This window comes from bacterium, assembly GCA_024226335.1.
GTDB lineage: Bacteria > Myxococcota_A > UBA9160 > SZUA-336 > SZUA-336 > JAAELY01.
In genome coordinates this window covers 1-24815 of the sequence record JAAELY010000249.1, presented here as the reverse complement: position 1 = coordinate 24815, position 24815 = coordinate 1, and the positions used below count along the sequence as shown (strand labels likewise).

Below are 24815 nucleotides of genomic sequence, written 5' to 3'. Positions count from 1 at the left end.
CCGGCTGGGCACCGGGCTACTTGGCCGCTTCCGCCCAGGGTTGCTCGTGCAGTTCCTCGCCACCGAAGCTATCGGGATCCCAGATGACCTTGAGCATCGAGCCGTGCACCGACGGACCGCGCGGCCAGGCTTCCAGTGCAGCGGCGAGTTCCTCGACCTGTTCCGGGTGAGCGGCTGCGAGGTCGTTCGTTTCTGTCGGGTCATCCCAGATGCGATAGAGCGCGGCGGGCGGATCGCTGAAAGGCATCGGGCTACTGGGTTTGACGAGTTTCCACGGACCTCGGTAGATAGCCGTACCGGCCGGGGACGTGGCAACGTAGTCGGGATGCTCTTCGCTCTGCGTGGGATCCCGAAGGACTTCCCAGCGCGACTCACCGTCGAGATCCTCGGGAATCCCATTGGCCAGACCCGCAGCATCGAGCAGTGTGGGCAGAATGTCGGAAGCGCTGACGAAGGCCGCGCTACTTCCACCTTCGAGATGGCCGGGCCACCAGATGGCGCCGGGAACCCGGGTGCCGCCCTCGAAAATCGACATCTTTCCGCCGCGCAATGGCGCGTTGTCACTCGCCCCATCCTGGATGTTATGCCTCAGGAACTCGAGCGATCCCGGAAGCGGCCGGCCGAATATTGAAACCAGATTTGCGACCAGATTGACCATGGGCTCCGGGCTTGCGTGGATATTGAGGCCCCCGTTGTCGCTCACGAACCAGATGATGGTGTTCTCGCGCAGGCCTTCGGCATCGAGTGCAGATAGCAGGCGACCGATCGAGGTATCGAGTTCATCGACCATTGCGGCGTGAATGCGCCGGAGTGGATCTTCGATCTCGGAGTACTCTGCGACCGTTTCATCCGGAGCTTCGTTTGGCAGATGCGGTGCGTTGTAGGCGACGTACAGGAATATCGGCTTCGTCCGGTCGCGCTGCTCGAGCAAGCGCACGCCTTCATCGGTGATGAGGGTCGTGGAATAACCCTGCTCACGAACGGTCTTGCCGTTGCGCTGCCAGTCGTGACGCCCGCCGTGATTGTGATCCCAGTAACCGATACCGCCCGTTACGTGTCCATAGTATTGATCGAAACCGCGATTGTGCGGCAGATAGCGCTTCTCGTGATGACCGAGATGCCACTTGCCCGACATGAGTGTTTGATAACCCGCGCGGCGGAAGTACTCGGGTAGTAGTGTCTCTTCGATTGGAAGACCGTGGGGAGAGTGCTTCGAGATCGGTTGCACCACGCCGAGGCGCAGAGGCGACTTGCCTGTCATCAGGGCCGCTCGGGTCGGACTGCAAGCGGGTTGTACGTACATGCGATCGAGTTCGAGACCTTGCCTCGCAATGCGATCGATGTTCGGCGTCCGGATCTCGCTGTCGTGGTAACCGACGTCCTTCCAGCCGAGATCGTCGGCGACGATCAGCAGTACATTGGGAGGCCGTTCATTTCCAGACGATGCGCTCGCAAGGCTCGGAACGCCGGGCGCAATCGCGATCATCAGACAGAGGAATGAAGTCCGGAAGGGTCTTCGCGCGGGCTTGCTCACAGTACTTCCCTATTTGCAGGGCAGGAAGCGTACCGTATTGGCCATCTCTTCGAGAACCTGGCCCAGAGCTGCGATCGTATCGTCGATGTCTCGATCGGTCGTGGCGTGGGAAAGCGACAGTCTCACCGAACAATGGGCATCGGCTTCCGATTTGCCCATGGCGATGAGCACGTGTGTGGGATCCGGAGAGCCGGACTTGCAGGCCGAACCGGAAGAGAGGGATATGCCGTGCTGGTCCATCGCAACCACGACCGATTCACCGCGAAGGCCCGGTAGAGTCAGGTTCAGGATGCCGGGAACGCGGAAGCTGGGATGGCCATTGAGTTCGGCTTCGGGAACCAGATCGCGAATTCCCGCTTCGAGCCGATCGCGTAGACCTCTCATGCGCTCCGCGTGCTTCAAGTCGGCGTGCGCCAGGGCCGCGGCTTCCCCCATGCCGACGATTCCCGGAACGTTTTCCGTTCCCGCCCGCAGCCGTTGCTCCTGCTTGCCGCCGTGAACCAGGGGTTCCAATTCGATTCCCCTGCGAACGAACAACGCGCCGACTCCCTTCGGACCGTGGAACTTGTGAGCGCTGATCGAAAGCAGATCGACGTCGAGATCCTCGACGTCGACCGCGATCTTGCCTACGGCCTGTACCGCATCGCAATGAAACACCGTACCGGCAGCGCGGCTGAGCGCGCAGAGTTCCGCGATCGGCTGAATAGTACCGACTTCGTTATTCGCGAGCATGATCGATACCAGAATCGTCTCGTCGCGAAGCGAATCTCTGAGCTGGGCCGGATCGACCCGTCCGAACTCGTCGACGCCGAGCCGGGTTACCGAGTAGCCGGATCTTTCCAGAAACGCGCAGGACTGAAGAACGGCGGGATGTTCCACGGCCGAGGTGATGATGTGACTTCCGCGGGGTCGGGTCAGAGCAACGCCCTTGATCGCCATGTTATTGGCTTCGGAGCCGCCCCCTGTGAAGATCACGCGTCGCGGACGCGCATTGAGCAGTCTGGCCACCTGCCGACGAGCTTGCTCCACGGCTTCGCGCGCTTCGCGTCCCAGTCCGTGAATGCTCGACGGGTTGCCGCCGGTGCAATCGAGATGTTCGAAGACCGCCTGCCGCACCAAATCCGCCACGGGAGTCGTCGCGGCATTGTCGAGATAGCTGCGCCGCGTCGGACCTGTCGGGCGGGTCGACTCGGTGCGTCGGGTCGACTCGGTGCGCCGGACCGTTTCCGCATTCGCGCTCCGAGCCGTTGCCGTCACCGGCCGACGCGTCAACTCCGTTCCATCCTCGAGCTTCAACACGTCGCAGAGCAGGGCTTTGTAGACGGGGAACCCGGTGATCGGATCGATATTGGCGTGATCCGTCAGTTCATTGACGTTCCATTCCTGCCATGCGCGCGGCCCCACCGGCCCGCCGCCGCCCTGATTGGCCTCGATGCTGCCCTTGATGAGGTCTTCCGTCACCCTGGCGCGAAACGGAACCGCTCCTCGGGGAGTCTTCACCTCGACGAGATCGCCGTCCTCGATGCCGCGATCCCCGGCATCTTCGGGATGAAGATCGACGGTCGGTTCGGGACGGTCGTCCAGCAATCCCTTGATCCCGTGATGCTGCGAACGAAAGTCGGTTTGCGGACGCGCACCGGAGTTGAACACCAGAGGAAACTCTTTCGCGAGTTCGGGCGCAGCGAGTGGCCCTTCCACGGGTTCGGTGTATCGGGGCAGCGGTTCGTAACCGTAGTCTTCCAGGATGCTGGAGGCGATTTCGAACTTTCCGCTCGGAGTCTCGAAGCCGGGTTTTCCATCCGCCCGCAGACCGCCCTTCTCCCATTTGCGGTACTCCATGAGCGGAGACTGGATCTTGACCGATCCGCCCGCAGCGCGGACATCCTTCAGAGTGAAACCCGAATCTTTCAGGACATGGCGGATCATCTCCTTCTCGGTCTGCGGATAGAGATGTCCGTAACCCAGGCTCTCCGCCAGTCCGGCCATGATGTGATAGTCGCTTCGGCTCTCGCCCAGCGGTTCGATGATCTTTTCGCGCAGGCGGAACAGCGGACCGTACGTCATGTACGAATCGCATTCGAACATGGTGGCCGCCGGAAGCACGACGTCCGCGTAGGCCGCATCGGCCGTCATCTGGCGATCGATGCAGACCAGGAAATCCAGCTTCGATAACGCCTCGCGCCACAGCGACGTCTGAGGCCAGGAAGTCAGCAGCGACGACCCGTGCACGATCAAGCCTCGAATCTTGTAGGGCTCCTCGTCCAGTATCGAGCGGATCAGTTGATTGGCGTGCGGTTCCTGCCTGTAGCGACTGTAGAGCGGGAACTTCTCGCTACCGATCGCCCGATCGAAGTCGGGATTGGGCAGATTGGTCGAGCGATTGATGGGGAAATGCGTGTCCGCCATCGCCAGACCGATTCCACCGGGAACATCTAGATGGCCCGCAAGAGCAAACACCGTGAGCACGGCTCGAATCGCCTGCAAGCCACTATTGGAATACTCCAATCCGGAATACATGACGGGACAGGCGGAACCGGCCTGCGCAATCCGACGGGCGAGCTTGCGAATCTCCTCGGCGGGCACACTCGTGATGCTCGCAGCAACCTCCGGCGAGAAATGCTGAACGTAAGTCTCGAGTTCGTCGAAGCCGCTACACCAGTCCTCGGCGAAATCTTCGTCGAGGAGTTCTTCGTCGATCATCACGCTGATCAGGCTCAGCGCCAGTGCGCCGTCGGTTCCAGGTCGGATGGGGATCCACTGGGCGTCGCAACGCCGAGCCGTTTCGCTTCGCCGAGGATCGATGACGACGACTTCGGCTCCGCGCTGGACGGCCGCTTCGAGTCGCCGCATATCGAGTGGGGGCGAGTCGGTGGCCGGATTCGCCCCCCAGACCACGAGCAGTTCCGCGTTCTCGATGTCGGAAAACGTATTGACCAGCATGCGGCCCATGGTCAGATGGGGCGCCATCATCGCAAACGAGACATAACAGATAGCGCCGACACCCATCGTATTGGGTGATCCGAACGGAAAAAGCACACTGGAAGCGGAACTGACGGCGACCCCTTCGGGCTGAAACATGTCGCACAGCGAGTGTTCGAAGGAGCCGCGCCCCGTGTAGATTCCGACGGCTTCCGGTCCCGATTCTCGTTTGATGCGCTCGAGATTCTCGGCGATCACCTCGTAGGCGTGATCCCAGCTGGTCCTCTCCAAAGGCGCTCCCGGTCCGGATCCGCTGCGCACCTGGGGGTACTGGAGTCGGTGCTCCGAGTAGACAATCTCGGAGGCGTGTTCGCCCCGTCGACAGATCATGCCGAGGGGACTGCTCTCATCGGGGCGAATATCGACGATCCGACCCTTTTCTAGAGCCAACTCTACCCAGCACCCCGCCGGACAGATGCCGCAGATTCCGCGCTGCCAGGTCGCCGCCCCGCTTCCTTCGCTGGCGGAGGACGAGGCCGTCTTCTTGGCGATGGGTTGGTGCAAAACTGCGACTCTCTCCGCACGGTCATTTAGAGGGTTGAACGCGGGCCGGTTGTACGCCCGAGTATACCCAGATCGGTTCAGCTGAGATGCCGGCCCGGTTCTCGGGTTTCGTCTGCACCTGGCGGGAGCCCGGCTGATAGGACCAGCCCGTGCGCAACCCCAGAACGAACCACGCCAGACTACCTACACCGGCCAGGAAGACCGTGTCGCCCAGCATGCGCATCCAGCGCAGGTTCTGGATGAATGGTTGCTGCATGAATTCCGCGCTGCGCGCGAACCACAGACCGGTTTCGATCGAAGCGTATGTCTGAATCAATCCGATCGGCAGCAGACTCAGGCACACCATCAGCCCGAGTCCGATGTTCATGCTCCAGAAGGCGAAGGCCAGAGGTCCCTCGCGCCACTCACCTACGGGCATCAGGCGGCGCAGCACGACCAGTACCAGCCCCAGGGCGAGCAGGCCATAGACGCCGAAAAGGGCGGTATGTGCGTGAACTGGTGTGGTGTTGAGTCCCTGCATGTAGTAGAGCGCGATCGGCGGATTGATCAGGAAGCCGAACACCCCGGCACCGATCAGATTCCAGAAACTGACGCCCACGAAGAAACGGATGGGCCAGCGATAGCGCTCCATCCAACTCGCGCGCTCTTGCGAGCGCAGGGTTTCCAATGCCTCAAAACCCACCATCACCAGGGGAACCACCTCGAGAGCGCTGAAACAGGCGCCGATGGCCATGATGGTGATGGGCGTGCCGCTGAAGTACAGGTGATGGAAAGTTCCGGGGATACCACCCACGAGGAAGATGCTAGTCGAAAACAACACGGCGCGTGCGGCACTGCGAGCTCCGATCAAACCCAGCCTGGAAAACAGGATGGCTATGGCTGCCGTGGCAAAGACTTCCATGAAACCTTCGACCCAGAGATGGACTACCCACCAACGCCAGTACTCCATCACGGTCAGATGTGTGCGCGCACCGTAGAAGAAACCCGCACCGTAGAAGAGTCCGATGGCGGCGGCCGAACCCGCGAACAGAAGAGTGATCTGTCGGTGCTCCGTCTGGCGGACGAGCGCTGGCCAGAGTGCACGCAACATCAATACCAGCCAGAGCATCAGTCCGACGAAAAGGCCGATCTGCCATACGCGACCCAGTTCGACGTACTCATAGCCTTGATGCCCGAACCAGAAGCTCAGATCGAGGTCGAGCCACTGCTGTACCGCGAGCCATTCCCCCGCCATCGAACCACCGACGACCACTAACAACGCACCGAAGAGCACGTTCACGCCCAGGCGTTGATGGCGCGGCTCCCGTCCCCCGATCGCTGGCGCCAGAAACAGCCCGGCCGTCAGAAACGCAGTAGCAATCCAGAACAGAGCCGTCTGTAGGTGCCAGGTCCGCGTAACGGAGTACGGCAGAATTTCGCCCAGAGGCAGACCGAAGAACTCTCGACCTTCGACCGTGTAGTGAGCCGTCAGCGCACCCAGGAGAACCTGCACGACGAAGAGCAGGATCACCAGACCGCAGTACTTGGCCGTGGCGCGCATGGACGGTGTGAGCTCGAGGCCCTCCAGGGGGTCTTCGAGTGGTGCGCGTTCTTCACTGCTCTCGTCGTGTCTACGCGCCGCATGGTAGGCGACCAGTCCGCCTGCGCCTGCCAGCAAGGCGGCGATGCTGAGCAACGACCACAAGATGTTGGCACTGGAAGGTCGATTCCCCACCAGCGGTTCGTGAGGCCAGTTATTGGTATAGGTGGTTTCGAGGCCGGGTCGTTCAGTCGTACAGGCCCACGAGGTCCAGAAGAAGAACGCGTTGAGCTGGCGCAGCTTTTCCGAGTCGACCACGCTGGTCTCGAGCATCGCGTAGTCGTCTCGCAGATCGCGCAGCGCCGGGTCGCCACCGAACAACGAGCTGTAGTGAAGACCGGTGTCGGCCATCGCAGCCGCGCGATCCTCACTCACGACGACGCTTCCGGTTTCAGTGTCGTAGGTATTGCTGCGCATCTCGCTGCGCAGGCGAGCCTCGAGTGCGGCGCGATCCTGCGCAGACAATTCGGACAACGCAATGAAGTGATCGCGCGCGCTCCAGATCTGCAGCAGCTTCGTCGCTTCGCGGTGAAGCCAATCCGCCGACCAGTCGGGAGCCTGGTAGGCGCCGTGTCCCCAGATGGAACCGACCTGCTGACCGCCGATGCTCTGCCAGACCTGTTGACCGGTCAGGATGTCGTCGCGAGTCATGAGCACGCGTCCCCATTCGGTCACGACCCGATCGGGAATGGGGGGCGCCTGGCGGTAGATCTCGCGCCCGTAGAAACCCAGGATTGAAAAGGTGCCGATCAGCACCAGGACCAGGGCGATCCAGAGTCGTCGATCCGTCTTCATGTCAAAAGCTCCAAGTTCGATTTGCGTCCCTCGCTGACGGAGTGACTCCCCGACGTAGAGCAATCCTCGGGCCAAGATCAAAACCTTTATATTTCAACTACTTACAGAAATCGTTGTTGTTTTGATAACTTCTGAAACGTTGCTATATTCATAACTTGTTATGAATCAGACAACAGCTCCTTTCGATCTACTCCTCTCGATTGCCCTCGATTTGAATGCGTCTCTGACTGCCGAGGACCGCTACCGGCGCCTGGTCGCTTCGATCCGCCGCGTCCTGCCCTGCGATGCCGCCGTGCTGATGCGCCTCGACGGTGAGGAACTGATCCCGCTGGAGGCCCACGGCCTGGTTCCCGATGCTATGGGCCGACGTTTCCGGCGCCGGGATCACCCGCGCCTCGACATCATCTGCAAGGAGTTGGCGCCGCGACTCTTTCCGCCAGACAGCCCCCTGCCCGATCCGTTCGACGGACTGCTGGAGAGTGACCCGCACGCACTCAACGAAATCCACGCCTGCCTGGGCTGTCCGCTCTGGGCCGAGGGCGAACTCATCGGCGTGCTCAGCATCGACGCGCTGGAGGCCAACGCCTTCGATCGTTTCGACCCGAGTTTTCTCGCGGCGTTGGGAGCGTTGGCCGGTGCCGCCATGCGCACCAGCAACCTGATCGAAACCCTGGAACACACGGCCGCCCGACACGGCCTGGTGGCCCACGATCTCCTGCGCGAAGCACACCAGAGGCGCGGCGGTTTGCTGATCGGAAGCAGCCCGGTGATGACCCACCTGCGCGAGGAGATCGCCCTGGTGGCGCGCTCCGACTTCACGGTCTTGATCGCAGGCGAAACCGGTGTGGGCAAGGAACTGGTCGCGCGTTCGCTACACGCTGGATCGACTCGTGCGGAAGAACCGCTTATCTACGTGAACTGCGCAGCCTTGCCGGAGACGGTGGCCGAGAGCGAACTCTTCGGTCACGTACGCGGCGCCTTTACAGGTGCCGAAGGCACGCGCGCCGGAAAATTCGAAGTCGCCGACGGAGGAACGCTGTTCCTGGACGAGATCGGAGAGCTTCCCCTCGGCCTACAGCCCAAGCTCTTGCGCGCGCTGCAGGAAGGCGAGATCCAGCGTGTGGGCAGTGATCGCAGCTTGCACGTAGACGTGAGAATCGTCGCCGCCACCAATCGCGATCTGGCCGTCGAAGTCGAAGCCGGTCGTTTTCGGGCCGATCTCTTCCACCGCTTGAACGTGTATCGCATCGAAGTGCCTCCCTTGCGTCAACGACGCGAAGACATCCCCGCGCTGGCCGGTGCCTTCTGCGACGAAGACCGTCGAAGACTCGGACTGGGGCCGGTGCGTCTGGAACCCGCGGCAGTCGATCGCCTGACCTCCTTGGGCTGGCCGGGCAATGTTCGCGAACTCCAGAACTCCATCACGCGCGCGGTACTCCACGCTTCCGCGCACATCCCGCGCGGCGATTCCGTCATCATCCAGGCCGGGAACATCGAGCCGGGAGCTCTACTCGCGCCGGGTTTTCAAGAGACCGGGGCCAGCGAGCGTAGCGCCGGAAGCAGTGCGCCCCCGGAACGGCCTTTCGAGTTCTCCCAGCTCGGAGAGCGGTCGCTGCGCAAAGCCGTGGAAGACTTCCAGCGCGAGGTGATCCGGTCGGCCGTCGAGCACTGCGAGGGGAACTGGGCTGCGGCCGCACGAACGCTGGGCATGCAACGGAGCAATTTGCATCAATTGGCCAAACGCCTGGGCTTGCACCGAGAAACCGGCACAGGGAGTAGTTCGAAGCCGACTTGAGGTAGGATTGGGGTGACCGGATCTGAACTGGAGGTCGAGTTGGTCCTCAAACTAGTGTCCATCACAACGGCGATTGCAGCCGCTCTCTGCATTCCCGCCATCCTCATCTGGATCATCAACAATCCCGGGAATGAGGATGCGTACGATCCGGTGCGACAGATGGGCTATCAGGTGATCGTGGCCTATCCGATCGCATGGGTCCTCACCCCGTTCTTCGTACGGAAATTGCTGGGAAGTTCGGATGCGGACGGGATTCAGCGGGCCGACCGAGCCAGCGCCCTCATCAAACTCGTTCTGCTCGTGCTGGCCAGCGCCCGGCTCTTCTACATTTATCAGACCATCTAGCAGGGGAATCAGAAGTGAAACTCGAGGATCTCTCTCTCGAGCAGCGAGACGGCATCGACATCGTCCGCATGAACCGTCCGCCGGCCAACGCATTCTCACTCGGGTTCGCGCGGAATTTCGCGAAGGCCTATGACCAGGTCCTGAAGAAGAACCCGAAGGCTCTGGTGATCACGGGAACCGGGAACTTCTTCTCCGGCGGCCTCGACCTTCGACTCGTCCCCAACTACTCGCCCGAAGAGCAGAGGGAATTCCTGGAGATCCTGAACCGCTTGATCGGTTCGCTCTACGGCTGCCCGCTCCCCGTCGTCGCAGCCGTGAACGGCCACGCGATCGCGGGCGCCTTTGTCCTGGCCCTGACTGCCGACTATCGGATCGGACCGACGGGCAACCATCAGTTCGGTCTTACCGAAGCGCGGGTTGGCATCCCGTTTCCGGCGGTGCCGGCAGTGGTCGTTCAAGCCGAACTCTCGCCGCCAGACGTGCGCTACACGACGCTCTACGCCAAGAACTACGGCCCGGATGAAGCCGTGGCACGCGGTTTTCTGGACGAACTACAGGCGCCCGAGGCAGTACTCGATCGCGGAATCGAGATCGCCCGAGACCTGGCGAGCATGCCCGCCGACGGTTACGCGCGCATCAAGCAGCAGTTCCGGGCGAAAGCGCTGGCCGAGATCGAGATACTCAATGCCGAGCAATCGGATCCCATGCTCGATTCATGGGTGAGCGATAAGTCCGTCGACGCCTCGGACTCTCTGCTTAAGGCGCCCCGCTAGTCCAACCCACCGGTCTGTACGCGGCTTGCGCGCCTACTCTGCCGTGCCGAAGAGTGTGTCGGGAATAGTGGTGAGGAAAGCGTAGTTCCCGGCGAAATCCCGGCGGTGGTGCTTGTCGTGCTTGACGGCCAGCCATCCCATGATCCGAAGGGGAAAGCGCTGGAAATTCAAACCGGCGTGGTTGATCACGTTGAGCGTGGTGTAGCCGATGAAGAGCACCGCAAAACTGAGGTAGTGAACCCCTCCGATGAGAGCAACGGAGATCAGGAATGCGCCCAGGCCGATGCAAGTCTCGGCCGGATGCAGGAGCAGGCTATCGACTCCGCGCGGATGTCGGGTCTGGTGGTGAACCGCGTGAACCTCGCGCAGCATCTTCCACTCGTGAAACGGATAGCGGTGTACTGCGTAGTAGATGAAGTCGTAGATGACGATCACGACGGCGATCTCCAACGGTATGCGCCAGAGCGCTACCTCGGAGGTGTAGATGAGGAAGCTGGAGAAGACGAGACAGCACCCGATCATGAAGCCCGACGAAACCATCGAGTTCAGTTTTACCGAGCGGTGCAGAGTGGCCGAGTCGACGCCTCGTTCGGGATCGGCGCTGATGACATAGCTCTTCATCGCCTCGGTCTTGAACACGCGTTTGAGCGTGCCGAACGTGACATAGGAAGCGGTGTAACCGACGACCAGGATGATGAAGAGTTCCATGTCGATCTCCTACGGCCGCTCGCGCGCCGGGAGAGGCGACGGCGCTACGGCGAGTCCGCTCATCGAGGCAGCGAATACACGGGAGAAAGCCTCTCTTGGAGGATCTGGCTTCCGCCTCTCCTTCCCGCGACCGCCTCGACGAAGCCCAGCATAATCCATTTTACCTATTGTGCACAATGCAAATATCGCGTAATTTCGCCGGATGACCGGCTCAACGCGCCGAATCAAGCTTCCCATGCCGGAATCCAGGCCCCGCTCGCACGCCGAGCGCAGCGCAGAGACCCGCGCGGCGATCCTCGGAGCGGTGAGCCAGAGTGTGGTCGAGGTCGGGTTCACACGTACGACCGCGGCCGAGATCGCCCGTCGGGCCGGGGTCACCTGGGGCGCGGTCCAGCACCACTTCGGGGGCAAAGACGGCATGCTCACCGCCGTTCTCGAAGACTCTTTCAATCGCTTCGTGAGCCGGGTCGAAAGCGTCCCGCGAAAGGGTTCCCTGGACAAGCGAGTGTCGCTCTTCGTCGACCGTGCGTGGGAGCACTTTTGCAGTGCCGACTACCGGACCACCCACGAGATCCTGTTGCACTTTCGCGCCCGGGAAGAAGACAAGGAAACGCCGACCTGGTCCGCCATCCTGGCAAAGGAGTGGAACGAAACCTGGCTCGAGATCTTTCACGACGCAGCGGTTTCGCGAAGGCACCACGTACTCATGGCGCGCTACGCGCTGGCAACGCTCTCCGGACTGGCGAGTCTTCTGCTCCTATCGGGCGACAGCGCAGATTCACTGGCGCGGGACGTCGATATTCTCAAACGCCTGCTGAACCGCGAACTCCGCGACGAAAACTGACGCTGCACAGGCCCGGCCGTCGGTCAGTCGCGGACGAACCCGCTGCTGCGCCCGAGTGATTCGGCAGCTTCTGCGACGATGCGCGAAATCAGCTGCTTCACCGGGGGAATGTCCTTGATCATGCCCACGACCTGACCGGCCACGACCAGTCCCTTGTCCACTTCTCCCTTGAGAGCGGCTTCGGGGAATCGGTGGTAGCCGATCGTCGACCTCAACTGCGCGACGTCGTCGGTGGTCTTCTCGAACTCCGCCATCTCGTTTGAGCACGCGTTGCGGGCCACGCGCAAGGGACCGCTCTTGCGTCCGACCATCAGAGTATCGGTCTCGGCCAGTTGCAGGAGTGTCTGTTTGTAGTTTTCGTGGATGGGCGATTCCTCGGTGGCGATGAAACGCGTGCCCATCTGGACTCCAATCGCTCCGAGGCAGAGCGCAGCGGCCAGACCACGACCATCCCCGATCCCTCCTGCGCCGATCACCGGCAGACCCGTCGCGTCAGCGACCTGCGGAATCAGGACCAGCGTGGAGATCTCGTCGGGACTCTTGAAAGAAGCGCCCTCACTACCTTCGGCGATGATCCCCGAACAACCAGCGGCCTTGGCCTTGAGAGCCATCGCCACGTTCGGAACCACGTGGTAGTTCTCGATTCCGGCGTCGCGAAGAACCGGTGCCAGGCGCTTGGGCGAGCCCGCACTCGTCGTCACGAAAGGCAATCGCTCCTCGATCGCCACCTTCGCAAGATCTGCCGAGGTGGGCATGGCCGCCATGAGGCTGATGCCGAAGGGCTTGTCGGTGAGCGCGCGAGTCTGGCGGATCGCTTCGCGCAATTTCTCGGAATCGAGCATGGCCGTACCCATGATGCCGATGCCACCCGCTTCAGAAACAGCTGCCACCATCGGCGGCGTGGAGATCAATCCCATCGGCCCCAGGCAGACGGGGTGTTCGATACCCAGAAGTTCGGTCAGAGGTGTGCGAATTCCGGTCATGGGGGCTCCTTCTCGGGGTTCGCTGCCAGGATAAGACAGTTCAAAGCAAAACTGGGGACGGAGCTTGCGGCCGTCAGGTCGAGCGAGTTTGGACGATTCGAGACAGGATTGGCCTACTGCGCAGACGCGATTCAACCGATAGGAGAGGAAGGGGAAGAGTAGAGGGAGCACGATGATCGACCAATTGCGTGAACGACTTCTCGCGGAACACGCGTGGAAGGAAAGCGAACTCGCTGCTGCAGAGGACGAAGCGACAAGGCGGAAATGCAGCATCGGCGAGGTGTTGGCCAGTGATGGTCAACTCGATCCGCCCGAACTCTACCGCCTGGTTGCACAGGTTTACGGTCTGCACCTCTACGATGCGGACGAACTCTTTGAAAAACTCGACGCCGCGGTCGCACGATCCGTCCCTTCGCGCTTTCAAGAACGGAAACGGGTCCTGCCCATTGCGCGCGTTGCGGACGTACTCCTGGTCGCAAGTCCGGATCCGGAACCGCGAGTTCTCGACCTGATCGATTCCTTCGATGTCGAACGGGTCGAACTCTGTCTGGTTACGCCAGTGGACTTCCGGCGCCTGCGCTGGGCGGTCGAACTCGGACAGCTCTCAGGGCTTCCGTGTCCCGACACCCGCGATCAAGACGTCGACCTCCTGGGCGAGGATGTACTGCTCGAGGCACGACATGCGGCGATCCTGGACGCCCTTTTACTCGACGCCGCTGGCAGCCGGGCGAGTGACATCCACCTGGAACGCCACGGAGACCGCGTGCGATTGCGTCTCCGGATCGACGGCGATCTTCACGACGTGGACCACTACGCACTGACCCCCAGCGACGCTCTCGCCATCGTCAACGTCTTGAAAGTGCGGGCCCGGCTCGACATCACCGAACGCCGCCTACCGCAGGGTGGACGCACGGCGACGCAGATCGGAGGACAGAGCTTCGACTTGCGTGTGCAGATCCTGCCCTCGCTCGACGGCGAAGGAGTTGCCATCCGTCTGCTGCCTCAGGATCGGGAGCTATTCTCGATCCGATCTCTGGGCTGGTCGACCGAGCTGGAAGCGATCTATCGACGAACCCTGCAGAACCCCTCGGGCCTGGTGCTCGTCGTGGGCCCGACGGGTTGTGGCAAGAGTACGACTCTCTACGCCGGCCTCCAGCACCTGGCACACCAGATCAGCCGCAAGGTGCTGACCGTAGAGGATCCGATCGAATACAGAATCGAAAACGTTCACCAAACCCAGGTGAACGCCGGAATCGGCTACGGCTTTGCCGACTCCGTTCGCTCTTTCGTTCGCCATGATCCCGATGTGATCTTCGTCGGTGAGATTCGCGATACAGAAACCGCTCTGGAAGCCCTGCGGGCGTCGCAGACCGGACACCTCGTTCTCTCGACGCTTCACGCGAGTGACAGCGTGGATGCGGTTCAGCGACTGTACGATCTCGGAATGCATCCGAATTCGATCGCCGCCGAACTCCTAGCCGTCTTCTCCCAGCGCCTGGTAAAGCGCATCTGCCCAAACTGCAGGGAGCAAGAATCCGCGGATCCCGATCTCTTGTCGACGGTATTTCCGACGACTGCGCCCGCCGATCTTCGCCTGGAGCACGGCACGGGTTGCCAGCACTGCCGCCAACGCGGCTCCATGGGGCGCATCGCGGTCGCCGAGTACCTGCCCACTTCGCGCGATCTACGCGTCGCCATCTCTCACCATCTTCCGCTGGACGAGATCCGCACAGCTGCGACGAAAGCCGGTCTACAGCCCATGCGAGACCACGCTCTCGAACTGGTCAGTCAGGGCCTGATTCGCTTCAACGATCTTCCGCACTCGATTCCGCTGGAGCAACTCGCCCCCGACAGTTGGGACTAGCTCAGTCGCCGGGCGGAACGGCGTAGAAGAGGCAATCGCTCTTCGCCGCATCTTCATCGGTGGTGACCATCAGGAGATCGAGCGGCACGGCAACTGTCAGACAGTCGGAGTGCGCCTTGAACAGATCGTGCACCAGATCGCGCTCGTCGGTCGATTGGGCGCGTAGAACAGCGAGTCCGCGATTCCCGAGCCAACCCAGTACTTCGCCGGGAGCGACCGGGTCGAAATTGTGTCGAGCCATGTCGCTCTTGAGAGTGAGATCGGTATCGGGCCGCGCGTGCTCGCCAAAAGCCAGACTCGCGTCTTCCTGGATTTCCACGCGGACGGGGTGTTTCAGGAGTTGTGGGGAAGTGCGACTTCCGATCTCGAGGATATGCGGTTCGCTCGCAAAGGCTTCCAGGCCCGCAAGCGCAACCTGGTGAGCAGCGGGATCGTTTGCGCCGCCGCATTCGATGGTCACGATTGGAAATTCGTCTTCGATGGCCTCCATCAAAGAGTCCAGGCGAATATCGGTGAGAATCAAACGTTCGGAGAATCGCGCCGTCAGTGCGAAGTTCTGCGACTCGGTCCGGGTCGTGATCCCGTACGCGGGGCTGGGTCCGGAGGTATTGTGGATATCCACCACGGCTTCGGGACGGAGGCTGCGAAGCTCCCGAAGCAGCGCAAGCGCGAGCACGTTCTTTGTCGGGTTGCCAAAACAACGATTGAGATCGGGTTCTCCCGGGAGCATGCGATGACCGAATGGACCGTCGCGCCGCGCGGCTTCGATCGAAACGACAAACGCGTGCAAATCCACGGCGGGGGTCGAGCCAGAGAGGAGCCAGGCGTGAAGTCCACGGGTTCCCGAAGGTTCGTTGCCGTGCAAAAGGGTGACCCAGGCGCGCGAGCGTGTTCGATCCCGACCGGGAATCGACAGGTGAACGGAGCCGGGCAAAGTGTCGAGCCAGGCGGTGGGCGAAGCCGGTAGCTCACGACGCCGTTTCTCGTCGAGTTCCAGGTGGATCAAGGCGTTGAATCCCACTCGTGAATCGGCGAACCCGTCTGTGCGTTGGCCAGGTAGATCTCGAGAAGCTGTGCAAGGGCCTGGGTCCGAGGTACGCGCTTTTCGAGTTGCGAAAGAATATCGAGCTGCCAGCTGGCGGGAGTGAGTCTTGCGCGCAACCGGGCTTCGATGATCGACAGCATCTTGGAAGCTTCGCTGCTGTCGATCCCCGCCTTCGCCAGGCCCGCTTCGGCGACGGGGAGCAGCTCTTGCGCGAGTTGCACGGCCGGAACTTCACGCGGTCCCGGTGGCTCCTCCGATGGCCAGAGCAACGCGGCATCGAGGCCATCCTGCGCTGCGCGATAGAAGCTGTACTCCGCCAGCGCAAAGGGTAGCCGGGTGGTCAGGTGATCGATCTCGGATGCCAACCCGAAGATGAGTCCGACCAGGAATGCGGCATTGGCCGCCATGTCGAGCGGTGTGGGCCCGGAGGGAAGCGCGCGCAACTCGATGCGCAGATGACCCCCGCTGCCGGGATCGAAAATCGCGCGATTCCAGCGCCAGACAGTTCCCTGGTGGAGGCGGAGTTCCTCGAGTTCGGGCAGCTGTCCGCGCTTCAATGCCTCTCGGGGATCCTCGTCACTCATGACTGGCAAGAGCGGCGGAAACAACGCAACCGCCTCTTCGAAGAGTTCCTGTGCACCGCGTCGCAACCAGCCGTGGCCGAACGAAACCCGAGCGGGGGAGGTCCACTCCGAGTTGCCCCGGGGCCGACTGTCGATCGACTGCTTGAACAGCGCGATCCGCGTCTCATGCCAGAGCCGCCGTTCCAGAAAAATGGGCGAGTTCGCCGAGACTGCCAGCGCGATGGGCGTGCTGAGCTGAGCTGCGTTGTAGAAGTCGGCGAACTTGTCGGGGGGAACGCGGAGATGAATCTGAAACGATGTTCCCGCCCCTTCGAGTACGACGGATTCACATTCGTGTGTCAGCGGCTCGGGACCATCGATATCGATTCGAAACGGTCCGGCGCGCAGGCGCCGCAATGCCGCGGCCAGGGCCCGATAGCGCGGCAGATCGGTCATCGCGTGCGCTTTCAGATCCGCTAGCTGAAGCGTGGGAAGGATACCGATGGCGGCCACACGCCCGCCCCGCTCCCCCGCGGTCTGATCCAGGATCTGACTGGCCAGCGCCAACTGGTTCCCCAGAGCAGAAAAAGGCGCACCCGTCAGACCGACCGGTGCCAGGTTGTACTCCAGATTGAAGCGATCCAATTCGAGACTGATGTGCTCGTCGAGGCTCGACGGAAACTCGCGCCGTTCCAATGGCAATGCGCGCGCCGCGGCGTCGATGATCGACACCTCCAATTCCGCCCCGAGCGAATGCGCACCTTCTCCAAAGCCGGTCTGTCCGAGAAGTTCTTCGAGCACAGCCAGGCTCTCGGACAGCCGCTGGGAAAAAGCAGCGTAGTCTGCGTCTTCGAAGTTCTCGCGCTGAATCGGCAGACCCATACTGGTGTCGATCTCGGTTTGCCTGTGGCAGGTGACGGAATGAACACCCCTATGATGGCACCTCCAGCCCGGACGCGCGAGCATCCGCGACCGTTTGGGGACTGCCCGACGCGTGGCGGTGATGTCACTGGCAGGGCAGAGGTCGGCACATCCGGAACCGGACGGACCGGTTCTTCTGGAGCCTGCGCCGGCCAGAACCTAGCATCCAGACGAATCCATCAGGTGAAGATCCGTGAAGGCATTGCTCGTGAACTCCCCGATGGTCGGCCCCGAGATCCGGGCGCTGGGAGTCCAGACGTACGAAGCTGCGCCCGGTGTGGGGCACTTGAATGAAGCGGTCGCCGCCGCGGGTTTCGAACCCGATCTGGTGATCGTCGAACTGTTTGGACCGCGACCGCTTCCCGACGGTCTTTCAGCGTGCCCGTGGCCACTGGTCGCAGTCGTCTACGACTCGGCCTTCAATCACTTCTGGTTGCGCCACTGGCTCAAACTCTTCGATCTGGTATGCGTCGACTTCTTCAATTCCGTCGGGCGCCTGAACGAAGAGGGCATCCACGCTCACTGGCTGCCTTACGGCGTGCGCGAGAGTGAGTTTCCGGAACTCAAGCGACCGCATGATTTCGATCTGGGCTTCGTCGGCGTCATAGACCAGCGTCCGCGGCGTCAGGCGATGCTGGAGTTGCTCGATCGCCATTGGAATATCTCGATCGCTGGCGATGGCACCGAACCCGGGCAGATCGAACATCGGCTCTCCCTGCCGGAAACGGCGCAGCACTACGCACGCTGCCAGCTCGTGGTAAACGAGTACTTCTTTGACGGATTGAACTTCCGCGTCTTCGAAGCGATGGCTTCTGGGCGTCCACTGTTGACCGAAGCCACCGCGAATGGCTTGCCTCAGTTGTTTCAAGACGGCGAACACCTGATCACGTTTACTCCTGAAACGCTACTCCCCACTGTCCGCCACGCACTCGACCACCCCGAAGCCTGTGAGCGCATCGCCTTGAACGGGCGGCAGGAGATATTGCGGGCCCATACGAGAGCAATACGAGCCGAGAAGCTGCTCGAACTCGCAGCCCCGTTGATCGGTCGAAAGCTGACGCGCGACGTACCGCGGCGTTGCGCGCACGCGGGTGCGGCCGCGTTTCACTTTGCGCAACGCTGGCCCCAGGCTGAGCGGAATCACCTGGCTCTTGCGGCAAGCTGGCTCGACACCGCGCTAGCGGCGGGCGCCGGAACTAACGAAACGCGCTGGTTGCGCGGCCTCGTTTCCGCACTTTGCGGAGAAGCAGCACCGGCGCTCCAGCAACTCAGTGAAGCGGCCGGGCAGTTGCCTTCCGAGCCGCGGGTCCTGTGCCAGCTGGCCGATATTCTCTGGGGAGTGGGGCAGGATGAACTAGCCCGTCGAACCTTGCGAGTCGCGCTGGAGCGAGGCGATGAAGCCCACGATGAAGCAGCGCGCGTTGAGCGTGCGCTTGCGAGAGGCACGGGGCCAGAACTGTGGCTCGCGATGGGCGACTGGCTGCACGCTCTAGGATTCGGTGCCATCGAACCCAATGCCTCCCGCTTCGAGGCCGGTTTCATGCCCTTCAACGGATCCGACTGGTGGGTGCGCGCCTGGCGAGAAGGAGACGGTTTCGGAGTTCCACTTCGTCTGGGTTTCGCCTACTCCGAGTCGGGCTCCTGGCCGCTGGCCTCCGAGTGGTTCGCCGAGGCGTTGCGCAGAGGAGCGGACGACCCCGCGAGTCTGTGCGGGGCCGCGCGCGCCTTCGGAAAGATCTTCAAGCCCGCGGAATCGGCCGCACTCCGCGCTCGCGCCAATATGGCGGTCCGAAATTCAGGGAGATCGGAATTTTCCGCTCGGCTCCCTGAAGTGTAGCTGCGCACCTGGAGTGGGGAGGGGGTTGCAAAAGCCGAGCAACTATCGTTGCTTGTATCCCCGCGTGCTATCGCGCATGCACAAAGCCAATTCCAGGGGGAGAGATGAAACTACGAGCCACGTTCACAGTATTCGCAGCACTGATGTTTCTGACCGGTTGTATGGCGGTCGCTAGCCCGGCCGTCGGTGTCTTGTTCACAGACGTCAAGGGCCCGATCGATGCGGGCTCCAGCGTGGGCAAGAAGGAAGGCACGGCCTGCGCCGAGTCGATTCTGGGGTTGGTCGCGCGCGGGGATGCCAGCATCCAGGCCGCGGCCAAGAACGGCGGAATCACCAAGATCGCATCCGTCGATCACCGCACCGAGAACCTCCTCGGTGTTATCGGCAAGTTCTGCACGATCGTCCGCGGATCCTGAACGCGGACCGGACTACACCGCACGCGGTGCGCCCCGTGCTCGGGGCACCGCGTGCGGTGGACCGGCTGAGGAATTCCCCAGACCGTTCAGTCCGCATCTTCCCTGAGCTTCGGTCCGTGCACCGGAGTGTGACGCAGGAAATCGAGGTCGCAGCCTCGATCCGCCTGTAGCACCTGTTCGCGATGCAGACGGGCGTAGCCTCGGGATGGCGTCTCGAAACTCGCTCGCGGTCGGCGGGCCAGTTCTTCCACGGGAACCAGTAGCTCGAGCTTTCGCTCCGCCACGCTCACGCGGATGCGGTCTCCAGTTCGCACGGCACCCAGCGGACCGCCGCTGGCCGCATCGGGCGTCACATGCAGCACGACACTTCCGTACGCAGTCCCGCTCATACGCGCGTCCGAGATGCGCAGCATATCGCGCACCCCTGCACGCGCGAGTTTGGCGGGAATCGGCAGATAACCGGCCTCGGGCATGGCATCGGGACTGGTGGGACCGGCGTTTTGTAGCACCAGGATGTCATTCGCTTCGACATCGAGGTCGGGAAGATCGATGCGCTCGGAAAGATCTTCGAGCGAGTTGAAGACAACGGCCCGGCCTTCGTGTTCGAGGAGTTTCGGGTCGGCAGCAGAGCGCTTCATCAGCGCACCACGCGGTGCCAGCGAACCGAAGAGTGCGACCAGGCCGCCGCGCTCCTGAACGGGATCCGAAAGCGGGCGGATGATCTTGTGGTCGACATAGGCCTCGCGATCGGGCAGGCGCTCGCCCAGGGTCTCACCGGTAAGGGTCAGGCAGTCCAGGTTGAGCAGCGGGCGAAGTTCGCGCAAGAGCGCACCGACGCCACCGGCCGCGAAGAAGCCTTCCATGTAGTGCTGGCCACTGGGTTTCAGATCGACGAGAACGGGCGTCGTGTCCGAAAGTGCATTCAGATCCCGCAGATCCAGATCGATTCCCGCCCGGCCCGCGATCGCAGTCAGGTGCAATACGGCGTTGGTGGAACCTCCGATGGCCAGCAATACGCGTAACGCGTTCTCGATGGCCTCGGCCGTGATGATCTGCCGGGGTGTACGTCCGACTCGGGTCAGTTCAACCGCGAGAGCGCCCGAAGCCTCGGCGGCACGCAATCGGTCCGCGTGCACGGCGGGAATCGCAGCCGTACCGGGCAGCATCATGCCCAGCGTCTCGGCGATGATGGCCATGCTGCTCGCGGTACCCATCACCGCACAGGTTCCGGCCGTCGTCACCAGTCCTTCCTCGACGCGTTCGATCTCCTTCTGATCGATCTCACCGGCGCGATAGCGGCTCCAGAAACGCCGGCAATCGGTGCACGCACCGATGCGTTCACCGCGATACAGCGAACTGAGCATCGGACCCGCCACTACCTGAACTGCCGGACGGTCTGCGGAAAGCGCGCCCATCAACTGCGCGGGAACAGTCTTGTCACAGCCCCCGAGTAGCACCACGGCATCCATCGGTTGTGCGCGAATCATCTCCTCGCAGTCCATCGCCATCTGATTGCGGAACAACATGCTCGTGGGACTCAGGAAGATCTCTCCCAGAGAGATCGTCGGGAACCTCAGCGGCAGACCACCGGCGGCCAGCACGCCGCGTCGAGTCGCTTCGATGAGTTCGGGAAAGTGACGGTGGCAGCTGTTGAGGTCACTCGCCGTATCCGCAATGCCGATCACCGGACGCTCGAGCATCTGGCTCGAGTAGCCCATCGAACGCGCAAACGAACGACGCAGGTAGAGTGCGAAGTCGGCATCGCCGTAGCTGGTAAGGCTCTGCGCCAGCCCGATCTTCTTCCCCACCTCAGAAGACCGTCTTGATGGTTTTCGATTCGAGGAATTCGCGGATGCCCAGAGCACCACTCTCGCGACCCATCCCGCTCTGCTTGATGCCACCGAAGGGAGCTTCGGCGGCCGCCAGCGCGAAATCGTTGATTCCCACCATGCCGACTTCGAGTCCGTCCGCAGCCCTCTCGGCGGCGCGCAGATCGTTCGTAAAGACATAGGCCGCCAGGCCGAAGGGCAGCGAGTTGGCGCGCTCCAGTACGTCGTCGAAATCCTCGAACTCGAGGATCGGCGCCACCGGAATGAAGGGCTCTTCGTGCAGAATTCGCGCCTGTGACGGAACTTCCGCGAGTACCGTGGGGGAGAAGAAGTAGCCCCGCGGCTGATTGGCGGGTCGCCCTCCGCCGGCCAGAAGCTTCGCTCCCTTGGCGAGCGCGTCTTCCACCAGAACGCGCGCCATCTCCAGGCGTCGCGGATTGGCCAACGGTCCCATCTCCACTTCGGGATCGAGTCCGCTTCCCACGCGCAGAGAATCGGCCACGGTCACAAAGGCGTTTCGGAAAGGAACCGCGATGGAGCGATGCACGAATATGCGGCTGGGACTCACACAGACCTGGCCGGCGTTTCGGTACTTGGCTCGCGCGCAGGCCTGCGCGGCCGCTTCGGGATCGGCGTCCTCCAGAACCAACACCGGTCCGTGCCCGCCTAGCTCGAGGGAAACTTTCGCGAGATCCTGGGCGGCCTGTTGCATCAACAGCTTGCCGACCGGAACCGAACCCGTGAAGGTGAGCTTGCGCACCTGCGACGACGAGAGAAGATGCGACGAGATATCTGCGGGCTGCCCCGTCACCACATTGAGTACGCCCGCCGGTAGACCGGCGGCGTGCGCAATGCGCGCAATCGCGTAGCCGCCTCCCGGCGCCTCTTCCGATGGCTTGAGGACCACACTACATCCGGCGGCCAGGGCTGCGGAGAGTTTTCGGGCCGCCAACAGTATTGGGAAGTTCCAGGCAGTGAAAGCCGCCACTACGCCCAGCGGTGCCCAGCGCACCTCGTAGCGAGCGGAGGCATCCCGACCGCCAATCACCTGTCCGTAGATGCGCCGCGCCTCTTCCGCGTTCCAGTCAAACTGGTCAGCTGCCGCGTTGACCTCGGCTCGCGCCTCCGCCAGGGGTTTGCCCACTTCGAGCGTGATCTGGCGGGCGATCTGATCGACATCGTCGCGAATACCCGCGGCAATACGGCGCAGACAGGCGCTGCGCTCGAGCGCAGGCACCCGGCACCAGATATCAAAACCCTGCTCGGCAGCGGCCAGGGCCGCGTCGAGATCGGCAGGGGTCGCAACCGCGACCGATCCAATCTCCTCTTCCGTGGCGGGATCCAGCACTGGCAGGCTGGCGCCTTCGGCTGCAGCGCAGAACTTGCCTGCGATGAAGAGTCCCTGTTCTCGATCCATCTCGTTGCCTCGCTCTCTCCCGCGGCGCTACAGCGTCTGTGAGTGATAGCGCCGTTGCACGTCTTCGCACCAGTCTCCCACGTTCCAGCGCCCGTACACTCCCATACCGCCACGCGGATCGTCGCCCCAGTAGACGGGAACGTGAATCAGCGAGAGACCCATATGATCGTGGGCCGTTTCGAGCGCGGCGCCAAGTCCTTGTGCGTCGTAGCCTGCGAATAACCCTTTTACCCCGGTCACGGATGCGGCCATCGCTGCATAGTCGACCTCCACGCTGTCGCAGGTAGCGAAGTCGCGGCCGTATTGATCGATCTGCAGGCCGGAAATGGCTGCCATGCGCCGATTGTCCAGTAGGACGATGGCCGCCCGAAGACCGTGCTCGACCGCGTCGATCAGAATCTGGGGATTCATCATGAAGGAACCGTCTCCCACGATCGCAATGCTGTAACGGGCGCGATCGGCCATCGCCGAGGCGAGCAATGCGCTGGCTGCGAAGCCCATGTACGAAGCACCCGTGTCGGTGAACGTTTCGTCGGGTCGATCGTCCGCAACAATCTGGAAGCCGTTTGCCTGAACGTCACCGGCGTCGAAGTACTTGACCGCCGAAACCCGACGCGCGAAAGCGTCCACTTGTGCAATGGCCGCGGGCTGCGTCAGAACCGCTCTGCCCCAGACTTCGTCGTGAATCGGAGGCGCGGTGCAGCGTTGTTTGCGGAGTTCGAGCCAGCGTGTCTTCTGTTCGAAACACTCCTCGAGCCAGGGTGTCACATCCGGTGCCTCGCGCCCCCCGGCCTCGGCCAAGGCCCGCAATAGCCCTTCGATGACGGCGTCGATGGATCCCACCAGAGCCACGGTCTGGTTGTAGTGGTTGGCATCGTCGCGATCGCCATTGATGTTGATCACGGCCTGAGCGTTTTCGAAGCCGGTCCCGGAACAATCTGCCTGGCACACCGCGCGGGAGCCGACGACGATCACGAGATCGGCACCGGCCATCGCATGATTTCCGCTGAGCGATCCCTTGCTACCCCCGACGTGCATATTGCGCGGATGGGCATCTGGCAAGACCCCGAGCGCACCCGGGGACAGGGCGGCGACCGCACCGGTCGCCTCCAGTAGCGAGTCGATCGCCCGGGGAAATGCCCGCGCGCCGCCGCCCAGTTTCACCACGATACGCCGGTGTCGGCGGATCAGTTCCAGCGCGGCCCCGTAGGTTTCGCGATCACTGGGAGCGATGCGATCGGGCTCGGGGCATACGGGCAATGCCGCCAGATTGAAATCGGGAATTCGCTGGGGCTGCACGTTCAAGGGAAGCTGCACGTAGAAGGGACCGGGACGGAAGGGGTGGCCGACGCGCGCAGCACCGCGCCGCAGGCACTCGCGAATCGACCCGCCATCGTAGAGGCTGAAGGACTCCCCCATCACTCCCGTGAGACGGCCAAACAGATGCTGTTCGCGCTTGGGGATCTGCTGCATGTTGTAGCCCTCCCCGTGCGTCGTCTCGTCACCGTAGATGTGCCAGACGCCGACGCCGTTGGAGGCGGCGGTGAGCGAACCGGCCAGCGCTTGCAACGCGCCGGGCCCGATGGAGGTGAGCAGCGCCGGCGTCTCGCCGTAATGCCAGCGCAGCGCCGTGGCGGCGTGAGCCATCGCGACCTCGTTGCGGAACTGGAACAGGCGCACGACGCCCTGCTCCTGGTATACGCGCAGCACCTCTGCAAAGGCGGTATTGCCGTGGCCGAGGATCCCGAGGTATTTCGTGACCCCCTGGCGCAACAGACCCAGGAACAGCGCTTCGACGACGGACACATCCGCGCGGTCGGGCAGCGCCGAGGCCGCCAGGGCTGCTTCGAAGCTACCGTGAGTTCGAATGGAACGGGCTCGTGCTTCCATGATCACGCGAACTCTAGTGTCCTGTTTCAGAAGTTCCATCTCTAATGCTTCCGGGCGTGGACCTGGAGGACTCGGGAACAGAAGCGACGGATGCTGTCGAGGATCTGCTCGGCGCTCTTGGTCCAGATGAACGGCTTTGGCGCTGCGTTGTGCCTGTCGAGATAGGTACGAATGTCCTGCTCCAAGGCCTGCGT

The 24815-nt window shown here is 62.4% G+C and carries 17 protein-coding genes; 7 read left to right on the top strand and 10 right to left on the bottom strand.

Going from position 1 to position 24815, the window contains the following annotated elements; genetic code table 11:
• Nucleotides 1–16: 16 nt before the first annotated feature.
• Genes GY725_12640 through GY725_12630 form a run of 3 tightly spaced genes read right to left on the bottom strand, consistent with a single transcriptional unit; the run spans nt 17 to nt 7391 of the window.
• Entirely contained in the window at nt 17–1534 is a 1518-nt protein-coding gene (locus tag GY725_12640; GenBank protein ID MCP4005033.1) for an arylsulfatase, read from the bottom strand.
• A 9-nt stretch (nt 1535–1543) separates the two neighbouring features.
• Nucleotides 1544–5005: an aminotransferase class V-fold PLP-dependent enzyme gene (locus GY725_12635; protein ID MCP4005032.1), complete on the bottom strand. Its 3462-nt coding sequence runs from the start codon at nt 5003–5005 to the stop codon at nt 1544–1546.
• A 34-nt stretch (nt 5006–5039) separates the two neighbouring features.
• Entirely contained in the window at nt 5040–7391 is a 2352-nt protein-coding gene (locus GY725_12630; GenBank protein MCP4005031.1) for a nitric-oxide reductase large subunit, read from the bottom strand.
• 160 nt (nt 7392–7551) lie between these two features.
• On the opposite strand from GY725_12630, the gene norR reads away from it, so the two are divergent.
• Genes norR through GY725_12615 form a run of 3 tightly spaced genes read left to right on the top strand, consistent with a single transcriptional unit; the run spans nt 7552 to nt 10304 of the window.
• The gene (gene norR / locus GY725_12625; GenBank protein ID MCP4005030.1) at nt 7552–9186 is read left to right on the top strand and encodes a nitric oxide reductase transcriptional regulator NorR; all 1635 of its coding nucleotides are present in this window, start codon (nt 7552–7554) and stop codon (nt 9184–9186) included.
• 12 nt (nt 9187–9198) lie between these two features.
• Nucleotides 9199–9531 (top strand): hypothetical protein, encoded by a 333-nt coding sequence (locus GY725_12620; protein ID MCP4005029.1) that lies wholly within the window; start codon nt 9199–9201, stop codon nt 9529–9531.
• A 14-nt stretch (nt 9532–9545) separates the two neighbouring features.
• Complete coding sequence (locus GY725_12615) at nt 9546–10304, top strand: enoyl-CoA hydratase/isomerase family protein (GenBank protein MCP4005028.1); 759 nt, start codon at nt 9546–9548, stop codon at nt 10302–10304.
• A gap of 33 nt (nt 10305–10337) precedes the next feature.
• On the opposite strand, the gene GY725_12610 is transcribed toward GY725_12615, so the two are convergent.
• Nucleotides 10338–11012 (bottom strand): sterol desaturase family protein, encoded by a 675-nt coding sequence (locus GY725_12610; GenBank protein MCP4005027.1) that lies wholly within the window; start codon nt 11010–11012, stop codon nt 10338–10340.
• Nucleotides 11013–11247: 235 nt separating this feature from the next.
• On the opposite strand from GY725_12610, the gene GY725_12605 reads away from it, so the two are divergent.
• Nucleotides 11248–11856, top strand: a complete 609-nt coding sequence (locus GY725_12605) for a TetR/AcrR family transcriptional regulator (protein MCP4005026.1) — start codon at nt 11248–11250, stop codon at nt 11854–11856.
• Between the two features lie 23 nt (nt 11857–11879).
• Here GY725_12605 and GY725_12600 read toward each other — a convergent pair whose 3' ends face one another.
• Nucleotides 11880–12839, bottom strand: a complete 960-nt coding sequence (locus GY725_12600) for an enoyl-[acyl-carrier-protein] reductase FabK (protein ID MCP4005025.1) — start codon at nt 12837–12839, stop codon at nt 11880–11882.
• Between the two features lie 172 nt (nt 12840–13011).
• On the opposite strand from GY725_12600, the gene cpaF reads away from it, so the two are divergent.
• Nucleotides 13012–14703: a Flp pilus assembly complex ATPase component gene (gene cpaF, locus GY725_12595; protein ID MCP4005024.1), complete on the top strand. Its 1692-nt coding sequence runs from the start codon at nt 13012–13014 to the stop codon at nt 14701–14703.
• A gap of 1 nt (nt 14704) precedes the next feature.
• Here cpaF and GY725_12590 read toward each other — a convergent pair whose 3' ends face one another.
• Nucleotides 14705–15724, bottom strand: coding sequence for a hypothetical protein (locus GY725_12590; GenBank protein MCP4005023.1), 1020 nt, complete (start codon nt 15722–15724; stop codon nt 14705–14707).
• A complete protein-coding gene (locus GY725_12585) occupies nt 15706–17193 on the bottom strand; it encodes a glutamate--cysteine ligase (GenBank protein MCP4005022.1) in 1488 nt (495 codons plus the stop codon). The genes GY725_12590 and GY725_12585 overlap by 19 nt, the downstream gene beginning before the upstream one ends.
• A 232-nt stretch (nt 17194–17425) precedes the next feature.
• Between GY725_12585 and GY725_12580 the strand changes: the two genes are divergently transcribed.
• On the top strand, nt 17426–19069 hold the full coding sequence (locus tag GY725_12580) for a glycosyltransferase (protein ID MCP4005021.1): 1644 nt from the start codon (nt 17426–17428) through the stop codon (nt 19067–19069).
• Between the two features lie 104 nt (nt 19070–19173).
• Entirely contained in the window at nt 19174–19485 is a 312-nt protein-coding gene (locus tag GY725_12575) for a hypothetical protein (GenBank protein ID MCP4005020.1), read from the top strand.
• 86 nt (nt 19486–19571) lie between these two features.
• On the opposite strand, the gene GY725_12570 is transcribed toward GY725_12575, so the two are convergent.
• Genes GY725_12570 through GY725_12560 form a run of 3 tightly spaced genes read right to left on the bottom strand, consistent with a single transcriptional unit; the run spans nt 19572 to nt 24621 of the window.
• A complete protein-coding gene (locus GY725_12570; GenBank protein MCP4005019.1) occupies nt 19572–21293 on the bottom strand; it encodes a dihydroxy-acid dehydratase in 1722 nt (573 codons plus the stop codon).
• A 1-nt stretch (nt 21294) separates the two neighbouring features.
• Nucleotides 21295–22731, bottom strand: coding sequence for an NAD-dependent succinate-semialdehyde dehydrogenase (locus GY725_12565; GenBank protein MCP4005018.1), 1437 nt, complete (start codon nt 22729–22731; stop codon nt 21295–21297).
• A 27-nt stretch (nt 22732–22758) separates the two neighbouring features.
• A complete protein-coding gene (locus GY725_12560; GenBank protein MCP4005017.1) occupies nt 22759–24621 on the bottom strand; it encodes a thiamine pyrophosphate-binding protein in 1863 nt (620 codons plus the stop codon).
• Nucleotides 24622–24815: the final 194 nt, after the last annotated feature.

What these genes read in the sequence shown, in the direction of transcription:
- GY725_12630 (MCP4005031.1), bottom strand. Translation starts at nt 7,391, where the DNA reads ATGAAGACGGATCGACGACTCTGGATCGCCCTGGTCCTGGTGCTGATC.
- norR (MCP4005030.1), top strand. Translation starts at nt 7,552, where the DNA reads ATGAATCAGACAACAGCTCCTTTCGATCTACTCCTCTCGATTGCCCTC.
- GY725_12610 (MCP4005027.1), bottom strand. Translation starts at nt 11,012, where the DNA reads ATGGAACTCTTCATCATCCTGGTCGTCGGTTACACCGCTTCCTATGTC.
- GY725_12605 (MCP4005026.1), top strand. Translation starts at nt 11,248, where the DNA reads ATGCCGGAATCCAGGCCCCGCTCGCACGCCGAGCGCAGCGCAGAGACC.
- GY725_12600 (MCP4005025.1), bottom strand. Translation starts at nt 12,839, where the DNA reads ATGACCGGAATTCGCACACCTCTGACCGAACTTCTGGGTATCGAACAC.
- cpaF (MCP4005024.1), top strand. Translation starts at nt 13,012, where the DNA reads ATGATCGACCAATTGCGTGAACGACTTCTCGCGGAACACGCGTGGAAG.
- GY725_12585 (MCP4005022.1), bottom strand. Translation starts at nt 17,193, where the DNA reads ATGGGTCTGCCGATTCAGCGCGAGAACTTCGAAGACGCAGACTACGCT.
- GY725_12575 (MCP4005020.1), top strand. Translation starts at nt 19,174, where the DNA reads ATGAAACTACGAGCCACGTTCACAGTATTCGCAGCACTGATGTTTCTG.
- GY725_12565 (MCP4005018.1), bottom strand. Translation starts at nt 22,731, where the DNA reads ATGGATCGAGAACAGGGACTCTTCATCGCAGGCAAGTTCTGCGCTGCA.
- GY725_12560 (MCP4005017.1), bottom strand. Translation starts at nt 24,621, where the DNA reads ATGGAAGCACGAGCCCGTTCCATTCGAACTCACGGTAGCTTCGAAGCA.